Raw genomic sequence first — 15,258 nt, 5'->3', positions numbered from 1 at the left:
ATGAGTGAGCTTTGTGTAGCGTTGGTCGCAGGTGAGGCCAGCGGCGATATCCTCGGCTCCGGTTTGATGCGCGCACTCAAGGCGCGCCATCCCGGTGTGCGCTTTATCGGTGTCGGCGGCCCGTTGATGGAGGCTGAGGGCATGCAGTCCTACTTCCCTATGGAGCGCCTGGCAGTGATGGGTCTGGTTGAGGTGCTCGGGCGTCTGCGTGAGCTGCTCAAGCGACGCAAACTGCTGATCGAGACCCTGCTTGACGAGAAGCCCGATGTGTTCATCGGCATCGATGCGCCCGACTTCACCCTCAATATCGAACTGAAACTGCGCCAGCACGGCATCAAGACCGTGCACTACGTCAGCCCGTCGGTCTGGGCCTGGCGGCAGAAGCGGGTGCTGAAGATCCGCGAAGGCTGCGACCTGATGCTGACCCTGCTGCCATTCGAGGCGCGCTTCTATGAAGAGCAGGGTGTACCGGTGCGCTTTGTCGGCCATCCGCTGGCCGATACGATTCCGCTGGAGGCTGACCGTCAAGCCGCTCGTGCCGAGCTGGGCCTGCCCGCCGGGCCGCTGGTGGCATTGATGCCCGGCAGCCGCGGCGGCGAAGTCGGCCGGCTGGGTGCGCTGTTCCTGGAGGCCGCCGAGCGTTTGCAGCAGTTGATCCCGGGTGTGCGGTTCGTCTTGCCCTGCGCCAACCAGACCCGCCGTGAGCAGATCGAGCAGATGCTGGCAGGTCGCGACCTGCCGCTGACTCTGCTCGATGGTCAGTCGCATCAGGCACTGGCCGCCTGCGATGCAGTGCTGATTGCGTCGGGTACCGCTACGCTGGAAGCGATGCTGTACAAGCGGCCAATGGTCGTCGCCTATCGCCTGGCGCCGCTGACCTACTGGATTCTCAAGCGCATGGTCAAAAGCCCCTACGTGTCGCTGCCCAATCTGTTGGCGCAGCGCATGTTGGTGCCGGAACTGCTGCAGGACGCTGCCACCAGCGAGGCCCTGGCGCAGACCCTGGCACCGTTGCTTGCCGATGGCCAGCATCAGACTGACAGCTTCGATCAGATTCACCGCACCCTCCGTCGTGACGCCTCGAACCAGGCGGCGGACGCAGTGCTGGCCTTGTTGGAGCAACGCTAGATGCAGCTGGGACTGGATTTCAACTTGGTCGAAGAACTCGTCGCAGGCGTCGATGAAGTTGGCCGCGGGCCACTCTGCGGTGCGGTGGTCACGGCAGCGGTGATCCTCGATCCACGGCGGCCGATCCTCGGCTTGAACGACTCCAAGAAGCTCACCGAAGCCAGGCGCGAAGCGTTGTTCGACGAAATCTGCGAAAAAGCCCTGAGCTTTTGCATTGCGCGGGCTGAGGTTGATGAAATCGACCGGTTGAACATTCTCCATGCCACAATGCTGGCCATGCAGCGCGCGGTCGAGGGCTTGAGCATCACGCCCAAGCTTGCCTTGATCGACGGCAATCGCTGCCCGGTGCTGGCTGTGCCATCCGCCCCAGTGGTGCAGGGCGACGCCAAGGTGCCTGCGATCGCTGCTGCGTCGATCCTGGCCAAGGTCACCCGCGACCGCGAGATGAGCGCCTTCGAGTTGATCTACCCCGGCTACGGCATGGGTGGTCACAAAGGCTATCCGACCCCCGTGCACCTTGAGGCACTTGCCCGGCTTGGGCCTACGCCGATCCACCGGCGCTCCTTCGCGCCGGTGCGGGTGGCCTGGGAAGCCCGCGCGGGCGTGCCTACCTCACTGATCTGATCGCCTGCGCGGGTCGCGCTGCGACCCTGCAGGCCGTCACGTGGCGCCGCAGCCGTTCACATTTGCGGTACAATCCCGCGCTTGTCCGCTGCTCTGCTATAGGCCCTTACATGTCGGTTTCTTTCGTTCACCTTCGTGTGCACTCCGAATTCTCCCTGGTCGATGGCCTGGTGCGGATCAAGCCGCTGGCCAAGGCCTTGGCCGGACTGAACATGCCGGCAGTGGCGATTACCGACCAGAGCAACATGTGCTCGTTGGTGAAGTTCTACAAGAACGCGATGGGCAACGGCATCAAGCCGATTTGCGGCGCCGATTTGTGGCTGGCCGGGGCTGATCCGGAAGCGCCATTGTCGCGTATCTGCTTTCTGGCGATGAACCCCAAGGGTTATCGCAACCTCACCGAATTGATTTCGCGCGGCTGGGTCGACGGCCAGCGCAATGGCTTGGTGGTCATCCAGCGCGACTGGATAGCCCCGGCCAGCGAAGGCTTGATCGCGCTGTCTGCCGCCCGCGAAGGGGATATCGGCATGGCCCTGCTCAGCGGCCGCAGCGCAGAGGCCGAAGCCTTGCTGCGCGACTGGCTGGGCATGTTCCCCGGGCGCTTCTACGTCGAGCTGCAGCGCACCAATCGCCCTGGCGATGAAGACTACCTGCACGCCGCTGTAGCCCTGGCTGACCGGGTTGGCGCGCCGCTGGTCGCGACCAACGATGTGCGCTTCATCAAGCAGACCGATTTTGACGCCCACGAAACCCGCGTCTGCATCGGTGAGGGCTGGACCCTCGACGACCCGCGCCGACCGCGCCTGTACAGTGATCAGCAATACCTGAAAAGCCAGGAAGAGATGGTCGAGCTGTTCAGCGACCTGCCCGACGCCGTGGCCAACACGGTGGAAATCGCCAAGCGCTGCAACATCGAGGTGCAACTGGGCAAGCACTTCCTGCCCGACTTCCCGACGCCCAATGGCATGGGCATCGATGACTACCTGCGCCACGTTTCCCACGAGGGCCTGGAAGAACGCCTGACGGTGATCCTGCCCAAGGACACTACCGAGGACTACGAGGCCAAGCGTCAGGTCTATCTGGACCGGCTCAAGTTCGAGCTGGATATCATCATCCAAATGGGCTTCCCCGGTTACTTCCTGATCGTTATGGACTTCATCAAGTGGGCCAAGAACAACGGCGTACCGGTCGGCCCTGGCCGCGGTTCGGGTGCCGGTTCGCTGGTCGCCTACGTGTTGAAGATCACCGACCTGGACCCGCTGGCCTACGACCTGCTGTTCGAGCGCTTCCTCAACCCTGAGCGGGTATCGATGCCCGACTTCGACGTCGACTTCTGCATGGATGGCCGCGACCGAGTCATCGAATACGTCGCCGACGCCTACGGGCGTAACGCGGTAAGCCAGATCATCACCTTTGGCACCATGGCTGCGAAAGCGGTGGTGCGCGATGTGGCGCGGGTGCAGGGCAAGTCCTACGGGCTGGCTGATCGTCTGTCGAAGATGATCCCGTTCGAAGTCGGCATGACCCTGGAAAAGGCCTACGAGCAGGAGGAGGTGCTGCGCGACTTCCTCAAGAGCGACGAGGATGGCCGCGAGATTTGGGACATGGCCCTCAAGCTCGAGGGCGTCTGTCGCGGTACCGGCAAGCACGCGGGTGGTGTGGTTATCGCACCGACCAAGCTCACCGACTTTTCGCCGATCGCCTGTGACGAAGAGGGCGGCGGCCTGGTAACCCAGTTCGACAAGGACGACGTCGAGGCGGCGGGGCTGGTCAAGTTCGACTTCCTCGGCCTGCGCACCCTGACCATCATCAAGTGGGCGATGGAGACGATCAACCGCGAGCAGGCCAAGGAAGGCTTGCCCGATCTGAACATCGACTTCATCCCGCTGGACGACAAGAAAACCTACGAGCTGCTGCAGAAGGCCGAGACCACTGCGGTATTCCAGCTCGAGTCGCGCGGTATGAAAGAGCTGATCAAAAAGCTCAAGCCCGACTGCCTGGAAGACCTTATCGCATTGGTGGCGTTGTTCCGCCCAGGCCCACTGCAGTCGGGCATGGTTGATGACTTCATCAACCGTAAACACGGTCGCGCCGAGCTGGCCTACCCACACCCGGACTACCAGTACGAAGGCCTGCAGCCTGTATTGGCACCGACCTACGGCATCATCCTGTATCAGGAACAGGTGATGCAGATCGCCCAGGTCATGGCCGGCTACACCCTCGGCGGTGCTGACATGCTGCGCCGGGCGATGGGTAAGAAAAAGCCCGAAGAGATGGCCAAGCAGCGTGGCGGCTTCATCGAGGGGTGTGCCAACAACGGCATCAGTGCGGATCTGGCCGGTAACATCTTCGACCTGGTAGAAAAATTCGCCGGCTACGGCTTCAACAAGTCGCACTCGGCCGCCTACGGCCTGGTTTCTTATCAGACCGCCTGGCTCAAGACGCACTACCCGGCGCCGTTCATGGCGGCGGTGCTTTCTGCGGATATGCACAACACCGACAAGGTGGTGGTGCTGATCGAAGAAGTGCGCACCATGAAACTGCGCCTTGACGCCCCGGATGTGAACGCCTCCGAGTTCAAGTTCACAGTCGACGACGATGGCCGCATCATTTATGGCCTGGGCGCGATCAAAGGTGTAGGTGAAGGGCCAGTGGAGGCCATTGTCGAGGCGCGCAGTGCCGGTGGGCCGTTCAAGGATCTGTTCGACTTCTGTGAGCGCATCGACCTCAAGCGGGTCAACAAGCGTACTCTCGATGCACTGATCCGCAGCGGTGCGCTGGATCGCCTCGGGCCGCACTTTCACGACGAGATCAAGGCCTACCAGGCCAACATCGACCGCAACCGGGCAGCGCTGATGTCGGCGCTCGAAGAGGCAGTGAAGTCGGCCGAGCAGACCGCGCGGACCGCCGATAGCGGCCACATCGACCTGTTTGGCGGGCTGTTCGTCGAAGCGGATGTCGACGTTTATGCCAACCACCGCAAGGCGCGCGAGCTGACCCTCAAAGAGCGCTTGAAAGGTGAAAAGGACACGCTGGGGCTGTACCTGACCGGCCACCCGATCGACGAGTACGAAGGCGAAATCCGCCGATTCGCCCGCCAGCGGATCATCGACCTGAAACCGTCGCGCGAAGTGCAGACGGTGGCCGGGATGATCATTGCCTTGCGCGTGATGAAGAACAAGAAGGGTGACAAGATGGGCTTCGTCACCCTCGATGACCGCTCCGGACGCATCGAAGCCTCGCTGTTCGCAGACTCGTTCATGGCCGCCCAGGCACTGTTGCAGAACGATGCCATGGTCGTGGTCGAGGGCGAGGTCAGTAACGATGATTTCTCTGGCGGTCTGCGCCTGCGCGTCAAGCAGGTGATGACCATGGAAGATGCGCGCACGCGGCTGGCCGAGAGCCTGCGCCTGAAGGTCGCCCATGATGCACTCAAGGGTGACCGCCTGCGCTGGCTGGGTGAGCTGATCACCCGCCACCGTGGCGGGTGCCCGATCACCCTTGAATACACCGGTAACGACGCCAAGGCCATGCTGCAGTTTGGTAATGACTGGGCGATCGACCCGGCGGACGGGCTGATTCAAGCCCTGCGTGACCAGTTCGGGCGTGAGAACGTCTTCCTGCAATACCGCTAATGCGATGAATTTTTAATCTCGACCTGAATGCGCCTGATCCTTTAAGGTAGGGCGCCAAACGGATCAACCGGCCGGCCGCCTGGCCGTAGACCCAAGACGGATGCCTATGAACCCGAATTTCCTCGATTTCGAACAGCCGATTGCCGACCTGCAAGCCAAGATTGAAGAGCTGCGTCTGGTTGGCAATGACAACTCGCTGAACATCAGCGATGAGATTGCCCGTCTGCAAGACAAGAGCAGCACCCTCACCGAAAGCATCTTCAGCAATCTGACCAGCTGGCAGATCGCGCGTCTGGCACGTCACCCGCGCCGGCCGTACACATTGGACTACCTGCAGCACATCTTCACCGAGTTCGAAGAGCTGCACGGCGACCGCCACTTCTCCGACGACGCCGCCATTGTTGGCGGTACTGCGCGTCTGGACGGCAAGCCAGTGATGGTCATCGGTCACCAGAAAGGCCGCGAAGTGCGCGAGAAGGTGCGTCGCAACTTCGGCATGCCGCGTCCGGAAGGCTACCGCAAGGCCTGCCGTCTGATGGAAATGGCCGAGCGCTTCAAGATGCCGATCCTGACCTTCATCGATACCCCGGGTGCCTACCCAGGCATCGACGCCGAAGAGCGCAACCAGAGCGAGGCTATTGCCTGGAACCTGCGTGTCATGGCGCGGCTGAAAACCCCGATCATCGCCACCGTGATTGGCGAAGGTGGTTCGGGCGGCGCGCTGGCCATTGGTGTCTGTGACCAGTTGAACATGCTGCAGTACTCGACCTATGCGGTGATCTCGCCGGAAGGTTGTGCTTCGATCCTGTGGAAAACCGCCGACAAGGCTGCCGATGCAGCCGAAGCGATGGGCATCACTGCCGAGCGCCTGAAGAGCCTGAATATCGTCGACAAAGTGATCGAGGAGCCGCTGGGCGGCGCCCATCGTGATCCAGTCAAGGTTTCGCAAACCATTCGTGGCGAGCTGATTCAGCAGCTGGATATGCTCAGTGGACTGGACCATGACACACTGCTCAAGCGTCGTTATGACCGCCTGATGAGCTACGGTCTCTGATCTGAGTTGATGCCGTCGGGGTCGCGCAGCGACCCCAGCTTCTCAGTGAGGCATACATGATCGACCTCACCCACAGCCTTTCCCCCTGGCAGCACGCTCCCGTGTGGTATGTCGCCCTCTCCGGCGGCCTCGACTCCAGCGTCCTCCTGCACCTTCTCGCTGACTACACCCGCCACCACCACACGCCCCCCCTGCGTGCCATCCACATCCACCACGGCCTGCAAGCCGCCGCCGACAGCTGGCCAGCCCATTGCCAATCCCTGTGCGACAAGCTCGCCATCGAACTGCAGGTCATCCACGTCACGGTCGCGCCCGGCGCCAGCCTCGAGCAAGCCGCGCGTAATGCTCGCTATCACGCCTTTGCCGACATTCTGCGCCCCGGTGAGGTCCTGTTCACCGGACAGCACCGCGACGATCAGGCTGAAACCCTTCTGTTCAGGCTATTGCGCGGCGCCGGCTTGCGTGGCCTGGCGGCAATGCCAGCAGCCAGGCCGCTTGGCCAGGGGCAGCTGGTCAGGCCATTGCTGGCCCTGTCGCGGCAACAATTGCACAGCTATGCCGAGCAGTCCCAACTGCGCTGGATAGAAGACCCGAGCAATGCCGACACCCACTACGCCCGTAATTTTCTGCGCGGCGAGGTTTTGCCGCTGCTGCACCAGCGCTGGCCGCAAGCCAGCCAAAGCCTGGCGCGCAGTGCCGATCATCTGGGCGAAGCGCTGAGCCTGCTCAACGAGCTGGCCGCTGACGACCTGGCGCTGGCAGGGCAGGGCGCTCCAAGCCAATGGGCCGGGCTGGACTCACTCGCTCTGGAAGCGCTCAAGGCACTCTCGCCCGCCCGTCAGCGCAATGCTTTGCAGTACTGGTTAAGCACTCGCACGCGGTTGCCGGATAGCCGCCATTGGGTCGGTTGGGAAGCGTTACGCGACGCCGCCGATGACGCGCAACCCATCTGGCGCCTGGCCGACGGCCAGTTGCAACGCAGCCACGGCCGCATCTGGTGGCTCAGCGGCGATTGGCTGGCCGCCCCTTCAGGCGAGCATGCCTGGCCGGATCATGGCCGGCCGCTAGAGTTGCCGGGCAACGGCCGCGTATGCCTGTGCGGTACGTTGCCGCAGGCAGCGCTGCGGATTGCCTATCGACAGGGCGGTGAACGGCTGGCGCTGCCCGGCCGCGGCCACCGCGACCTCAAGCGCTTGCTCAACGAACATCAGGTGCCACACTTCATTCGACCAAGGCTGCCGCTGCTGTGGCAGGGCGAGCGCCTGCTGGCGGTGGCCACCCTGCCGCAACTGGCCCAGGGCGACTGTACCTTGGAGTGGCAGATGCCGAGCAACGCGCAAGGTTTGAGCTGAGGATTAGATTCCGGTAGACTACCCTCCCTTCTTGATACAACTTCTGTGGCTTCATCGAAAACACAGCAGTTGCCGATTACCAAGCAGTTTTTTGCTGGGCTGATTTCCTAAAATGACGAGCGAGCTCCATGCCGGGTATGCACCTGGTCTGTACAGACGCGGCAGTTTTTCGAGATGCACTGTGATTGACGCAGGTGATCGGGGGCTTCGGCCTTCCTTCGCTTTCTCCGGCGGCGCTAGCCGCTTTAACGCAGACTTCTAGGGTTTTTCATGACGCGCTACATATTCGTCACGGGCGGTGTTGTTTCTTCATTGGGGAAAGGCATTGCCTCGGCTTCCCTGGCGGCCATCCTGGAAGCGCGGGGGCTTAAGGTCACCATGCTCAAACTGGATCCGTACATCAACGTCGATCCAGGCACCATGAGCCCGTTCCAGCATGGTGAGGTGTTCGTCACCCATGACGGCGCCGAAACCGACCTTGATCTGGGCCATTATGAGCGGTTCATCCGCACCACAATGACCCAGAACAACAACTTCACCACTGGCCGTGTCTACGAGCACGTGCTGCGCAAAGAGCGCCGTGGTGATTACCTGGGCGCGACCATTCAGGTCATCCCGCACATCACCGACGAAATCAAGCGCCGCATCATCAAAGGGGCTGGCGACGCTGACGTGGCCCTGGTCGAAATCGGCGGCACGGTCGGCGACATCGAGTCGCAGCCGTTCCTCGAGGCGATCCGCCAGTTGCGCTTCGAAGTCGGCGCCAAGCGCGCGATGCTGATGCACCTGACGCTGGTGCCGTACATCGCCACCGCTGGCGAGACCAAGACCAAGCCAACCCAGCACTCGGTCAAGGAACTGCGCTCGATCGGCCTGCAGCCTGACGTGCTGGTGTGCCGCTCCGATCACCCGATCGACAACTCGTCGCGCCGCAAGATCGCCCAGTTCACCAACGTTGAAGAACGTGCGGTGATCGCGCTGGAAGACGCCGACACCATCTACAAGATCCCGGGCATCCTGCATGCACAGGGTCTGGACGACTTCGTTACCGAGCGCTTTGGCCTGCAGTGCGACAGCGCTGACCTGTCCGAGTGGGACAAGGTGGTCGACGCCAAGCTCAACCCTGAGCATGAAGTCACCATCGCCATGGTCGGCAAGTACATGGAGTTGCTGGATGCGTACAAGTCGCTGATCGAAGCGATGAGCCACGCCGGTATCCAGAATCGCACCAAGGTCAACCTGCGTTACATCGACTCCGAAGACATCGAGAACCAGGGCACCAGCCTGCTCGAAGGTGCTGATGCCATTCTGGTCCCGGGCGGCTTCGGTCTGCGCGGTGTCGAAGGCAAGATCAAGGCGGTCCAGTTCGCTCGCGAGAACAAGGTGCCGTACCTGGGTATTTGCCTGGGCATGCAGGTTGCCGTGATCGAGTTCGCCCGTAACGTAATGGGCTGGGCTGACGCCAACTCCACCGAGTTCGACCGCAACAGCGAGCACCCGGTGGTGGGTCTGATCACAGAGTGGGCCGATAACACCGGTTCCGTCGAAACCCGTACCGAAGCCTCCGATCTGGGCGGCACCATGCGTCTGGGCGCCCAGGAATGCCAGCTGATCGGCAACTCCAAGGTCCACGATTGCTATGGCAAGGACGTGATCGTCGAGCGTCACCGCCACCGCTACGAGGTCAACAACAACCTGCTGCCGCAGATGATTGAAGCTGGCCTGCAGATTTCCGGGCGTTCCGGTGACGGCGCGTTGGTCGAAGTGGTCGAGTCGAAGGACCATCCGTGGTTCGTTGCTTGCCAGTTCCACCCCGAGTTCACTTCCACCCCGCGTGACGGTCATCCGCTGTTCAGCGGCTTCGTCAAGGCGGCACTGGTCCAGAAGAACAAGGCCTGATCCATGACCCAGAAGATCATTCGCGTCGGTAACATCGAGATCGCCAACGACAAGCCGTTCGTTCTGTTCGGTGGCATGAACGTGCTGGAATCGCGCGATCTTGCCATGAAGGTTTGCGAAGAGTACGTGCGGGTTACCGAAAAGCTCGGTATCCCTTACGTGTTCAAGGCCAGTTTCGACAAGGCCAACCGCTCTTCGGTCAGCTCCTACCGCGGCCCGGGCATGGAAGCAGGGCTGAAGATCTTTGAAGAGATCAAACAGACCTTCAACGTGCCGGTCATCACCGACGTGCACGAGCCGTATCAGGCTGCACCGGTTGCCGAAGTCTGCGACATCATCCAGTTGCCGGCCTTCCTCTCGCGTCAGACCGATCTGGTCGTGGCGATGGCCAAGACCGGCGCAGTGATCAACATCAAGAAAGCCCAGTTCCTTGCACCTCAGGAGATGAAACACATCCTGGCCAAGTGCGTCGAGGCGGGTAACGATCAGTTGATCCTGTGCGAACGTGGCTCGAGCTTCGGCTACAACAACCTGGTTGTGGACATGCTCGGCTTTGGCCTGATGAAGCAGTTCGAGTACCCGGTGTTTTTCGACGTGACCCATGCCCTGCAGATGCCGGGCGGTCGTTCCGATTCCGCCGGCGGCCGCCGTGCCCAGGTCACCGACCTGGCCAAGGCTGGCATGAGCCAGGGTCTGGCCGGGTTGTTCCTGGAAGCGCACCCGGACCCGGACAATGCCAAATGCGATGGTCCATGCGCCCTGCGCCTGGACAAACTGGAGCCATTCCTGGCCCAGCTCAAGCAATTGGACGACCTGGTGAAAAGTTTTCCGACGGTAGAAACCGCGTAACACTCATTTCTCGGGTAAAGTACCGCCCGTTCTACCCCTGACCCTCGGGTCAGGGGCTCCCCTTCGCCAGGTCTGCCCTCTGCATGTTCGCCTGGTGAAAGGCTCGAATTCCCTAAGCTGCGTTGTTTTCGTCAATTCTGGAGTGCTTACAACAATGGCAAAGATCGTCGACATCAAAGGTCGTGAAGTTCTCGATTCGCGTGGCAACCCCACCGTGGAAGCCGATGTACTGCTCGACAACGGCATCATCGGCAGCGCTTGCGCGCCGTCCGGTGCTTCCACCGGCTCGCGCGAAGCGCTGGAGCTGCGTGATGGCGACAAGAGCCGTTACATGGGCAAGGGCGTACTCAAAGCCGTTGCCAACATCAACGGCCCGATCCGCGACCTGCTGCTGGGCAAGGACCCGGTTGACCAGAAAGCCCTCGACCGCGCCATGATCGAACTGGACGGCACCGAGAACAAGGCCAAGCTGGGCGCCAACGCTATCCTCGCCGTGTCGCTGGCAGCTGCCAAAGCCGCCGCACAGGACCAGGACCTGCCGCTGTACGCGCACATTGCCAACCTCAATGGCACTCCAGGCCAGTACTCCATGCCGGTACCGATGATGAACATCATCAACGGCGGCGAGCACGCCGACAACAACGTCGACATTCAAGAGTTCATGGTCCAGCCGGTTGGCGCCAAGACTTTCTCCGACGGCCTGCGCATGGGCACCGAAATCTTCCATCACCTCAAAGCAGTGCTCAAGGCCCGTGGCCTGAACACCGCGGTCGGTGACGAAGGTGGTTTCGCACCAAACCTGGCCTCCAACGAAGACGCTCTGGCAGCCATCGCCGAAGCCGTTGCCAACGCTGGCTACAAGCTGGGCACCGATGTCACCCTGGCCCTGGACTGCGCTGCCAGCGAATTCTACGAAGACGGCAAGTACAACTTGTCCGGTGAAGGCAAGTCGTTCGACTCCGAAGGCTTTGCCGAGTACCTCAAAGGCCTGACCGAGCGCTTCCCGATCATCTCCATCGAAGACGGTCTGGACGAGTCCGACTGGGCTGGCTGGAAGATCCTCACCGACAAGATCGGCGAGAAGATCCAGCTGGTTGGCGACGACCTTTTCGTCACCAACACCAAGATCCTCAAGGAAGGCATCGACAAGAGCATCGGTAACTCGATCCTGATCAAGTTCAACCAGATCGGCTCGCTGACCGAAACCCTCGAAGCCATCCAGATGGCCAAGGCTGCCGGCTACACCGCAGTGATTTCGCATCGCTCCGGCGAAACCGAAGACTCGACCATCGCTGACCTGGCTGTCGGCACTGCCGCTGGCCAGATCAAGACTGGCTCGCTGTGCCGTTCCGACCGCGTCTCCAAGTACAACCAGCTGCTGCGCATCGAAGAGCAACTGGGCGCCAAGGCGGTGTACCGTGGTCGCGACGAGTTTCGCGGCTAAGCAAGAGATGGTAAAAAGGCAGCTGCCGAGGCTGTCTGAGCGTTCTTACTGAGCTTTCAGACACCTCCTACGGGTTTCTGTCAACGAAGCCTGGCCTCGGCCAGGCTTCGTGCTATCGGAAGCCCCGCAGCGGCGGCCTTTTAATCCTGGATACTTTGATGCGCAGTCCTTATTGGTTGTTTCTCATCTTGCTCCTGTTGCTGGGTGGCCTGCAGTACCGCCTTTGGGTGGGCAGTGGCAGCCTGGCGCAAGTGACCGAGCTCAAGCAGCAGATCGACGAACAGCACGCCGAAAACGAACGGCTGCTGGAGCGTAATCGTGTGCTCGACGCAGAAGTCATGGAGTTGAAGAAAGGTATGGAGACCGTCGAGGAACGGGCCCGTCACGAATTGGGCATGGTCAAAGAGGGCGAAACCCTCTTCCAGTTGCCACAGAAATGACCGCGCCACTTCCGGCCTTCTGGGCCGTGATCCCCGCTGCCGGGGTCGGTGCGCGCATGGCTGCCGACCGTCCCAAGCAATACCTGCAGTTGGGCGGGCGGACGATTATCGAGCATAGCCTCGACTGTTTTCTAGGCCATCCCACGCTCAAAGGGGTGGTGGTCAGCATTGCTGCCGACGATCCGTACTGGCCAGGCCTGGCCTGCGCCAACGATGCGCGTATCCAGCGTGCTGCCGGCGGGCGCGAGCGGGCCGACTCAGTGCTCAATGCCTTGTTGCTGCTGCACGCTCAAGGCGCGGCAGATGGCGACTGGGTGCTGGTACACGACGCCGCACGGCCGAACCTGGCTCGCAGTGACCTCGACCGGTTGCTGGCGGAACTGGCTGACGATGCGGTGGGCGGCTTGCTTGCAGTGCCGGCCCGCGACACCCTCAAGCGAGCCGACAGCAATGGCCGGGTCAGCGCCACGGTTGACCGCAGCACCATCTGGCAAGCCTTCACGCCGCAGATGTTCCGCCTCGGTGCCCTGCACCGGGCACTGGCCGAATGCCTGGTGTCCGATGTGACGGTGACCGACGAGGCGTCGGCGATGGAGTGGTCGGGATTGGCCCCGCGCCTGGTGGAAGGGCGCAGCGACAACATCAAGGTTACCCGCCCCGAAGATCTGGAGTGGCTACGCCAGCGTTGGTCAGCACGCGGCTGACACCTCAGGCACTGCCTGCGTATTCCGGCAACTGTCCAAGCTCCGCCTTCAAGTAATCCACCAGCCTTCTGACCTTGGGCGAGAGATGCCGTTGTTGCGGATACAGCGCCCACACCGCGGTATTGGGCGGCTGATGCGTTTCGAGCAGCGATACCAGTGCGCCGCTACGCAAGTGCTCCTGCACGTAATAGTCCGGCAACTGACACAATCCAATCCCTTGCAGTGCGGCATCCAGTACTGCCTGACCACTGTTGCAGCGCCAGTTGCCCTGCACCCGCTGGCTCAGTTCACGACCTTCCTGTTTCAACGCCCAGACATCACTGCTGCCAATCAGGCAGTTGTGCCGGGCAAGCTCCGACAGACTGTGCGGCCGACCATAACGCTCCAGATAAGCCGGCGAGGCGCACAGGTACATCTGTCGTGGTGCCAGGCGCGTGGCGATCAGCCGTGAGTCCTGCAGGCGGCCCAGGCGGATCGCCAGGTCCATGCCCTCGTGGAGCAGGTCCAGGGTGCGATTGCTCAACTCGACCTCGACCCGCAGCTGCGGGTACTGGGTCATGAAGCGCGTCACCAGTGGCACGATGAAACGCTCGCCATAGGCCACCGCGCAGGTCATGCGCAGCAGCCCCTTGGGCTCGCTGGCAAGGTCGCCCATCGCCCGCAGCGCCTCCTCGTGGCCATCCTGCAAGCGCTGGCAGTGCTGCAGGAAAGTCTGCCCGGCCTCGCTCAAGGTTACCCGGCGGGTGCTGCGGTAGAGCAAGCGGGTCTGCAAGCGTTCTTCGAGGCGAGCGATTTGGCGGCTGACATGCGAGGACGATACGCCCAGGCGCTCCGCCGCGGCGGTGAATTGGCCAAGCTCGGCCACGGCCACGAATTCATCGATGCCTTCCCAGCGATTGATCATCGATTATCCCTATATGGCAATAATGTTTTGTCTTGGTCAGGATTATTAATCAAAGTGCGCTGAATTACACTGGATGGATTGCCCACCACTCGCTGGAGATCCCTGATGATCAAGTCCCGTGCTGCCGTAGCCTTCGAGGCCAACAAACCGCTGGAAATCGTTGAAGTCGATGTCGCCATGCCCAAGGCCGGTGAAGTGCTGGTGCGCATCGTTGCCAGCGGTGTCTGCCATACCGACGCCTACACCCTGTCGGGCGCTGATCCGGAAGGCATCTTCCCGTCGATTCTCGGCCATGAAGGTGGCGGTATTGTCGAGGCAGTAGGCGAGGGCGTGACCTCGGTTGCCGTAGGCGATCATGTGATCCCGCTGTACACCCCCGAGTGTGGCCAGTGCAAGTTCTGCCGTTCTGGCAAGACCAACCTGTGCCAGGCAATCCGTGCGACCCAGGGTAAAGGCCTGATGCCTGATGGCACTACGCGCTTCTCCTACAAGGGCCAGCAACTGTTCCACTACATGGGCACCTCGACGTTCTCCGAGTACACCGTGTTGCCGGAAATATCCGTGGCCAAGATCCAGAAAGAAGCGCCATTGGAAAAAGTCTGCCTGCTCGGCTGTGGCGTGACCACCGGCATCGGCGCCGTGCTCAATACCGCCAAGGTCAAAGAAGGCGACACCGTGGCCATCTTCGGCCTGGGCGGTATCGGCCTGTCGGCGATCATCGGTGCGGCCAAGGCCAAGGCCGGGCGCATCATCGCCGTCGATATCAATCCGAGCAAATTCGAGATCGCCCGCCAGTTGGGTGCCACCGACTGCATCAATCCGAAGGACTATGACCGGCCTATCCAGGAAGTCATCGTCGACCTCACCGATGGCGGTGTGGATTACTCGTTCGAGTGCGTCGGCAACGTGCAACTGATGCGAGCGGCGCTGGAATGCTGCCACAAGGGCTGGGGCGAGTCGGTGATCATCGGCGTGGCCGGTGCCGGCCAGGAAATCGCCACCCGTCCGTTCCAACTGGTGACCGGGCGCGTCTGGCGCGGTTCGGCGTTCGGTGGCGTGCGTGGTCGCAGCGAACTGCCAAGCTACGTCGAAATGTCGCAGCAGGGCGAGATCCCGCTGGATACCTTCATCACCCACACCATGGGCCTGGAAGACATCAACAAAGCCTTCGACCTGATGCACGAAGGTAAAAGCATCCGCAGCGTGATCCACTTCTGAGGTCAGC

General features: G+C 61.7%; 12 protein-coding genes. 11 read left to right on the top strand and 1 reads right to left on the bottom strand.

Features of this window, described 5'->3' with window-relative positions:
- From lpxB to ispD, 10 genes are all read left to right on the top strand, one after another.
- Window positions 1-1,128 carry a lipid-A-disaccharide synthase gene (gene lpxB, locus FW789_RS08630; protein ID WP_103436330.1) on the top strand — a complete coding sequence of 376 codons (1,128 nt, stop codon included), beginning with the start codon at window positions 1-3 and terminating at the stop codon, window positions 1,126-1,128.
- Window positions 1,129-1,752, top strand: a complete 624-nt coding sequence (gene rnhB, locus FW789_RS08625; RefSeq protein WP_101317266.1) for a ribonuclease HII — start codon at window positions 1,129-1,131, stop codon at window positions 1,750-1,752.
- A 110-nt stretch (window positions 1,753-1,862) separates the two neighbouring features.
- Window positions 1,863-5,387 (top strand): DNA polymerase III subunit alpha, encoded by a 3,525-nt coding sequence (gene dnaE, locus FW789_RS08620; RefSeq protein ID WP_181088545.1) that lies wholly within the window; start codon window positions 1,863-1,865, stop codon window positions 5,385-5,387.
- A gap of 106 nt (window positions 5,388-5,493) precedes the next feature.
- A complete protein-coding gene (locus FW789_RS08615; protein WP_103436333.1) occupies window positions 5,494-6,441 on the top strand; it encodes an acetyl-CoA carboxylase carboxyltransferase subunit alpha in 948 nt (315 codons plus the stop codon).
- A 56-nt stretch (window positions 6,442-6,497) separates the two neighbouring features.
- Window positions 6,498-7,793, top strand: a complete 1,296-nt coding sequence (gene tilS, locus FW789_RS08610; protein WP_207072523.1) for a tRNA lysidine(34) synthetase TilS — start codon at window positions 6,498-6,500, stop codon at window positions 7,791-7,793.
- 270 nt (window positions 7,794-8,063) lie between these two features.
- Window positions 8,064-9,692: a CTP synthase gene (locus FW789_RS08605; RefSeq protein ID WP_101317274.1), complete on the top strand. Its 1,629-nt coding sequence runs from the start codon at window positions 8,064-8,066 to the stop codon at window positions 9,690-9,692.
- A gap of 3 nt (window positions 9,693-9,695) precedes the next feature.
- Window positions 9,696-10,541 carry a 3-deoxy-8-phosphooctulonate synthase gene (gene kdsA, locus FW789_RS08600; protein ID WP_103436335.1) on the top strand — a complete coding sequence of 282 codons (846 nt, stop codon included), beginning with the start codon at window positions 9,696-9,698 and terminating at the stop codon, window positions 10,539-10,541.
- A gap of 154 nt (window positions 10,542-10,695) precedes the next feature.
- On the top strand, window positions 10,696-11,985 hold the full coding sequence (gene eno, locus FW789_RS08595; protein WP_101317278.1) for a phosphopyruvate hydratase: 1,290 nt from the start codon (window positions 10,696-10,698) through the stop codon (window positions 11,983-11,985).
- 158 nt (window positions 11,986-12,143) lie between these two features.
- A complete protein-coding gene (gene ftsB / locus FW789_RS08590; protein WP_101317280.1) occupies window positions 12,144-12,425 on the top strand; it encodes a cell division protein FtsB in 282 nt (93 codons plus the stop codon).
- The gene (gene ispD / locus FW789_RS08585; protein WP_103436336.1) at window positions 12,422-13,129 is read left to right on the top strand and encodes a 2-C-methyl-D-erythritol 4-phosphate cytidylyltransferase; all 708 of its coding nucleotides are present in this window, start codon (window positions 12,422-12,424) and stop codon (window positions 13,127-13,129) included. Before ftsB ends, ispD begins: the two co-directional genes overlap by 4 nt.
- A 4-nt stretch (window positions 13,130-13,133) precedes the next feature.
- Here the strand turns inward: ispD and FW789_RS08580 are convergent, their stop codons facing one another.
- Complete coding sequence (locus tag FW789_RS08580; RefSeq protein ID WP_181003837.1) at window positions 13,134-14,030, bottom strand: LysR substrate-binding domain-containing protein; 897 nt, start codon at window positions 14,028-14,030, stop codon at window positions 13,134-13,136.
- Between the two features lie 108 nt (window positions 14,031-14,138).
- On the opposite strand from FW789_RS08580, the gene FW789_RS08575 reads away from it, so the two are divergent.
- Complete coding sequence (locus FW789_RS08575; protein WP_103436338.1) at window positions 14,139-15,251, top strand: S-(hydroxymethyl)glutathione dehydrogenase/class III alcohol dehydrogenase; 1,113 nt, start codon at window positions 14,139-14,141, stop codon at window positions 15,249-15,251.
- The last annotated feature ends 7 nt before the right edge of the window (window positions 15,252-15,258 follow it).

The sequence above is a fragment of the Pseudomonas sp. 1121_17 genome (genome assembly GCF_052850745.1).
This window is presented reverse-complemented; position numbering and strand designations above follow the sequence as displayed.

Bases quoted from the DNA above. Each gene is read 5' to 3' on its own strand.
- lpxB (WP_103436330.1), top strand. From the start codon at position 1: ATGAGTGAGCTTTGTGTAGCGTTGGTCGCAGGTGAGGCCAGCGGCGAT.
- kdsA (WP_103436335.1), top strand. From the start codon at position 9,696: ATGACCCAGAAGATCATTCGCGTCGGTAACATCGAGATCGCCAACGAC.
- rnhB (WP_101317266.1), top strand. From the start codon at position 1,129: ATGCAGCTGGGACTGGATTTCAACTTGGTCGAAGAACTCGTCGCAGGC.
- FW789_RS08575 (WP_103436338.1), top strand. From the start codon at position 14,139: ATGATCAAGTCCCGTGCTGCCGTAGCCTTCGAGGCCAACAAACCGCTG.
- ispD (WP_103436336.1), top strand. From the start codon at position 12,422: ATGACCGCGCCACTTCCGGCCTTCTGGGCCGTGATCCCCGCTGCCGGG.
- tilS (WP_207072523.1), top strand. From the start codon at position 6,498: ATGATCGACCTCACCCACAGCCTTTCCCCCTGGCAGCACGCTCCCGTG.
- ftsB (WP_101317280.1), top strand. From the start codon at position 12,144: ATGCGCAGTCCTTATTGGTTGTTTCTCATCTTGCTCCTGTTGCTGGGT.
- FW789_RS08615 (WP_103436333.1), top strand. From the start codon at position 5,494: ATGAACCCGAATTTCCTCGATTTCGAACAGCCGATTGCCGACCTGCAA.
- dnaE (WP_181088545.1), top strand. From the start codon at position 1,863: ATGTCGGTTTCTTTCGTTCACCTTCGTGTGCACTCCGAATTCTCCCTG.
- FW789_RS08605 (WP_101317274.1), top strand. From the start codon at position 8,064: ATGACGCGCTACATATTCGTCACGGGCGGTGTTGTTTCTTCATTGGGG.
- eno (WP_101317278.1), top strand. From the start codon at position 10,696: ATGGCAAAGATCGTCGACATCAAAGGTCGTGAAGTTCTCGATTCGCGT.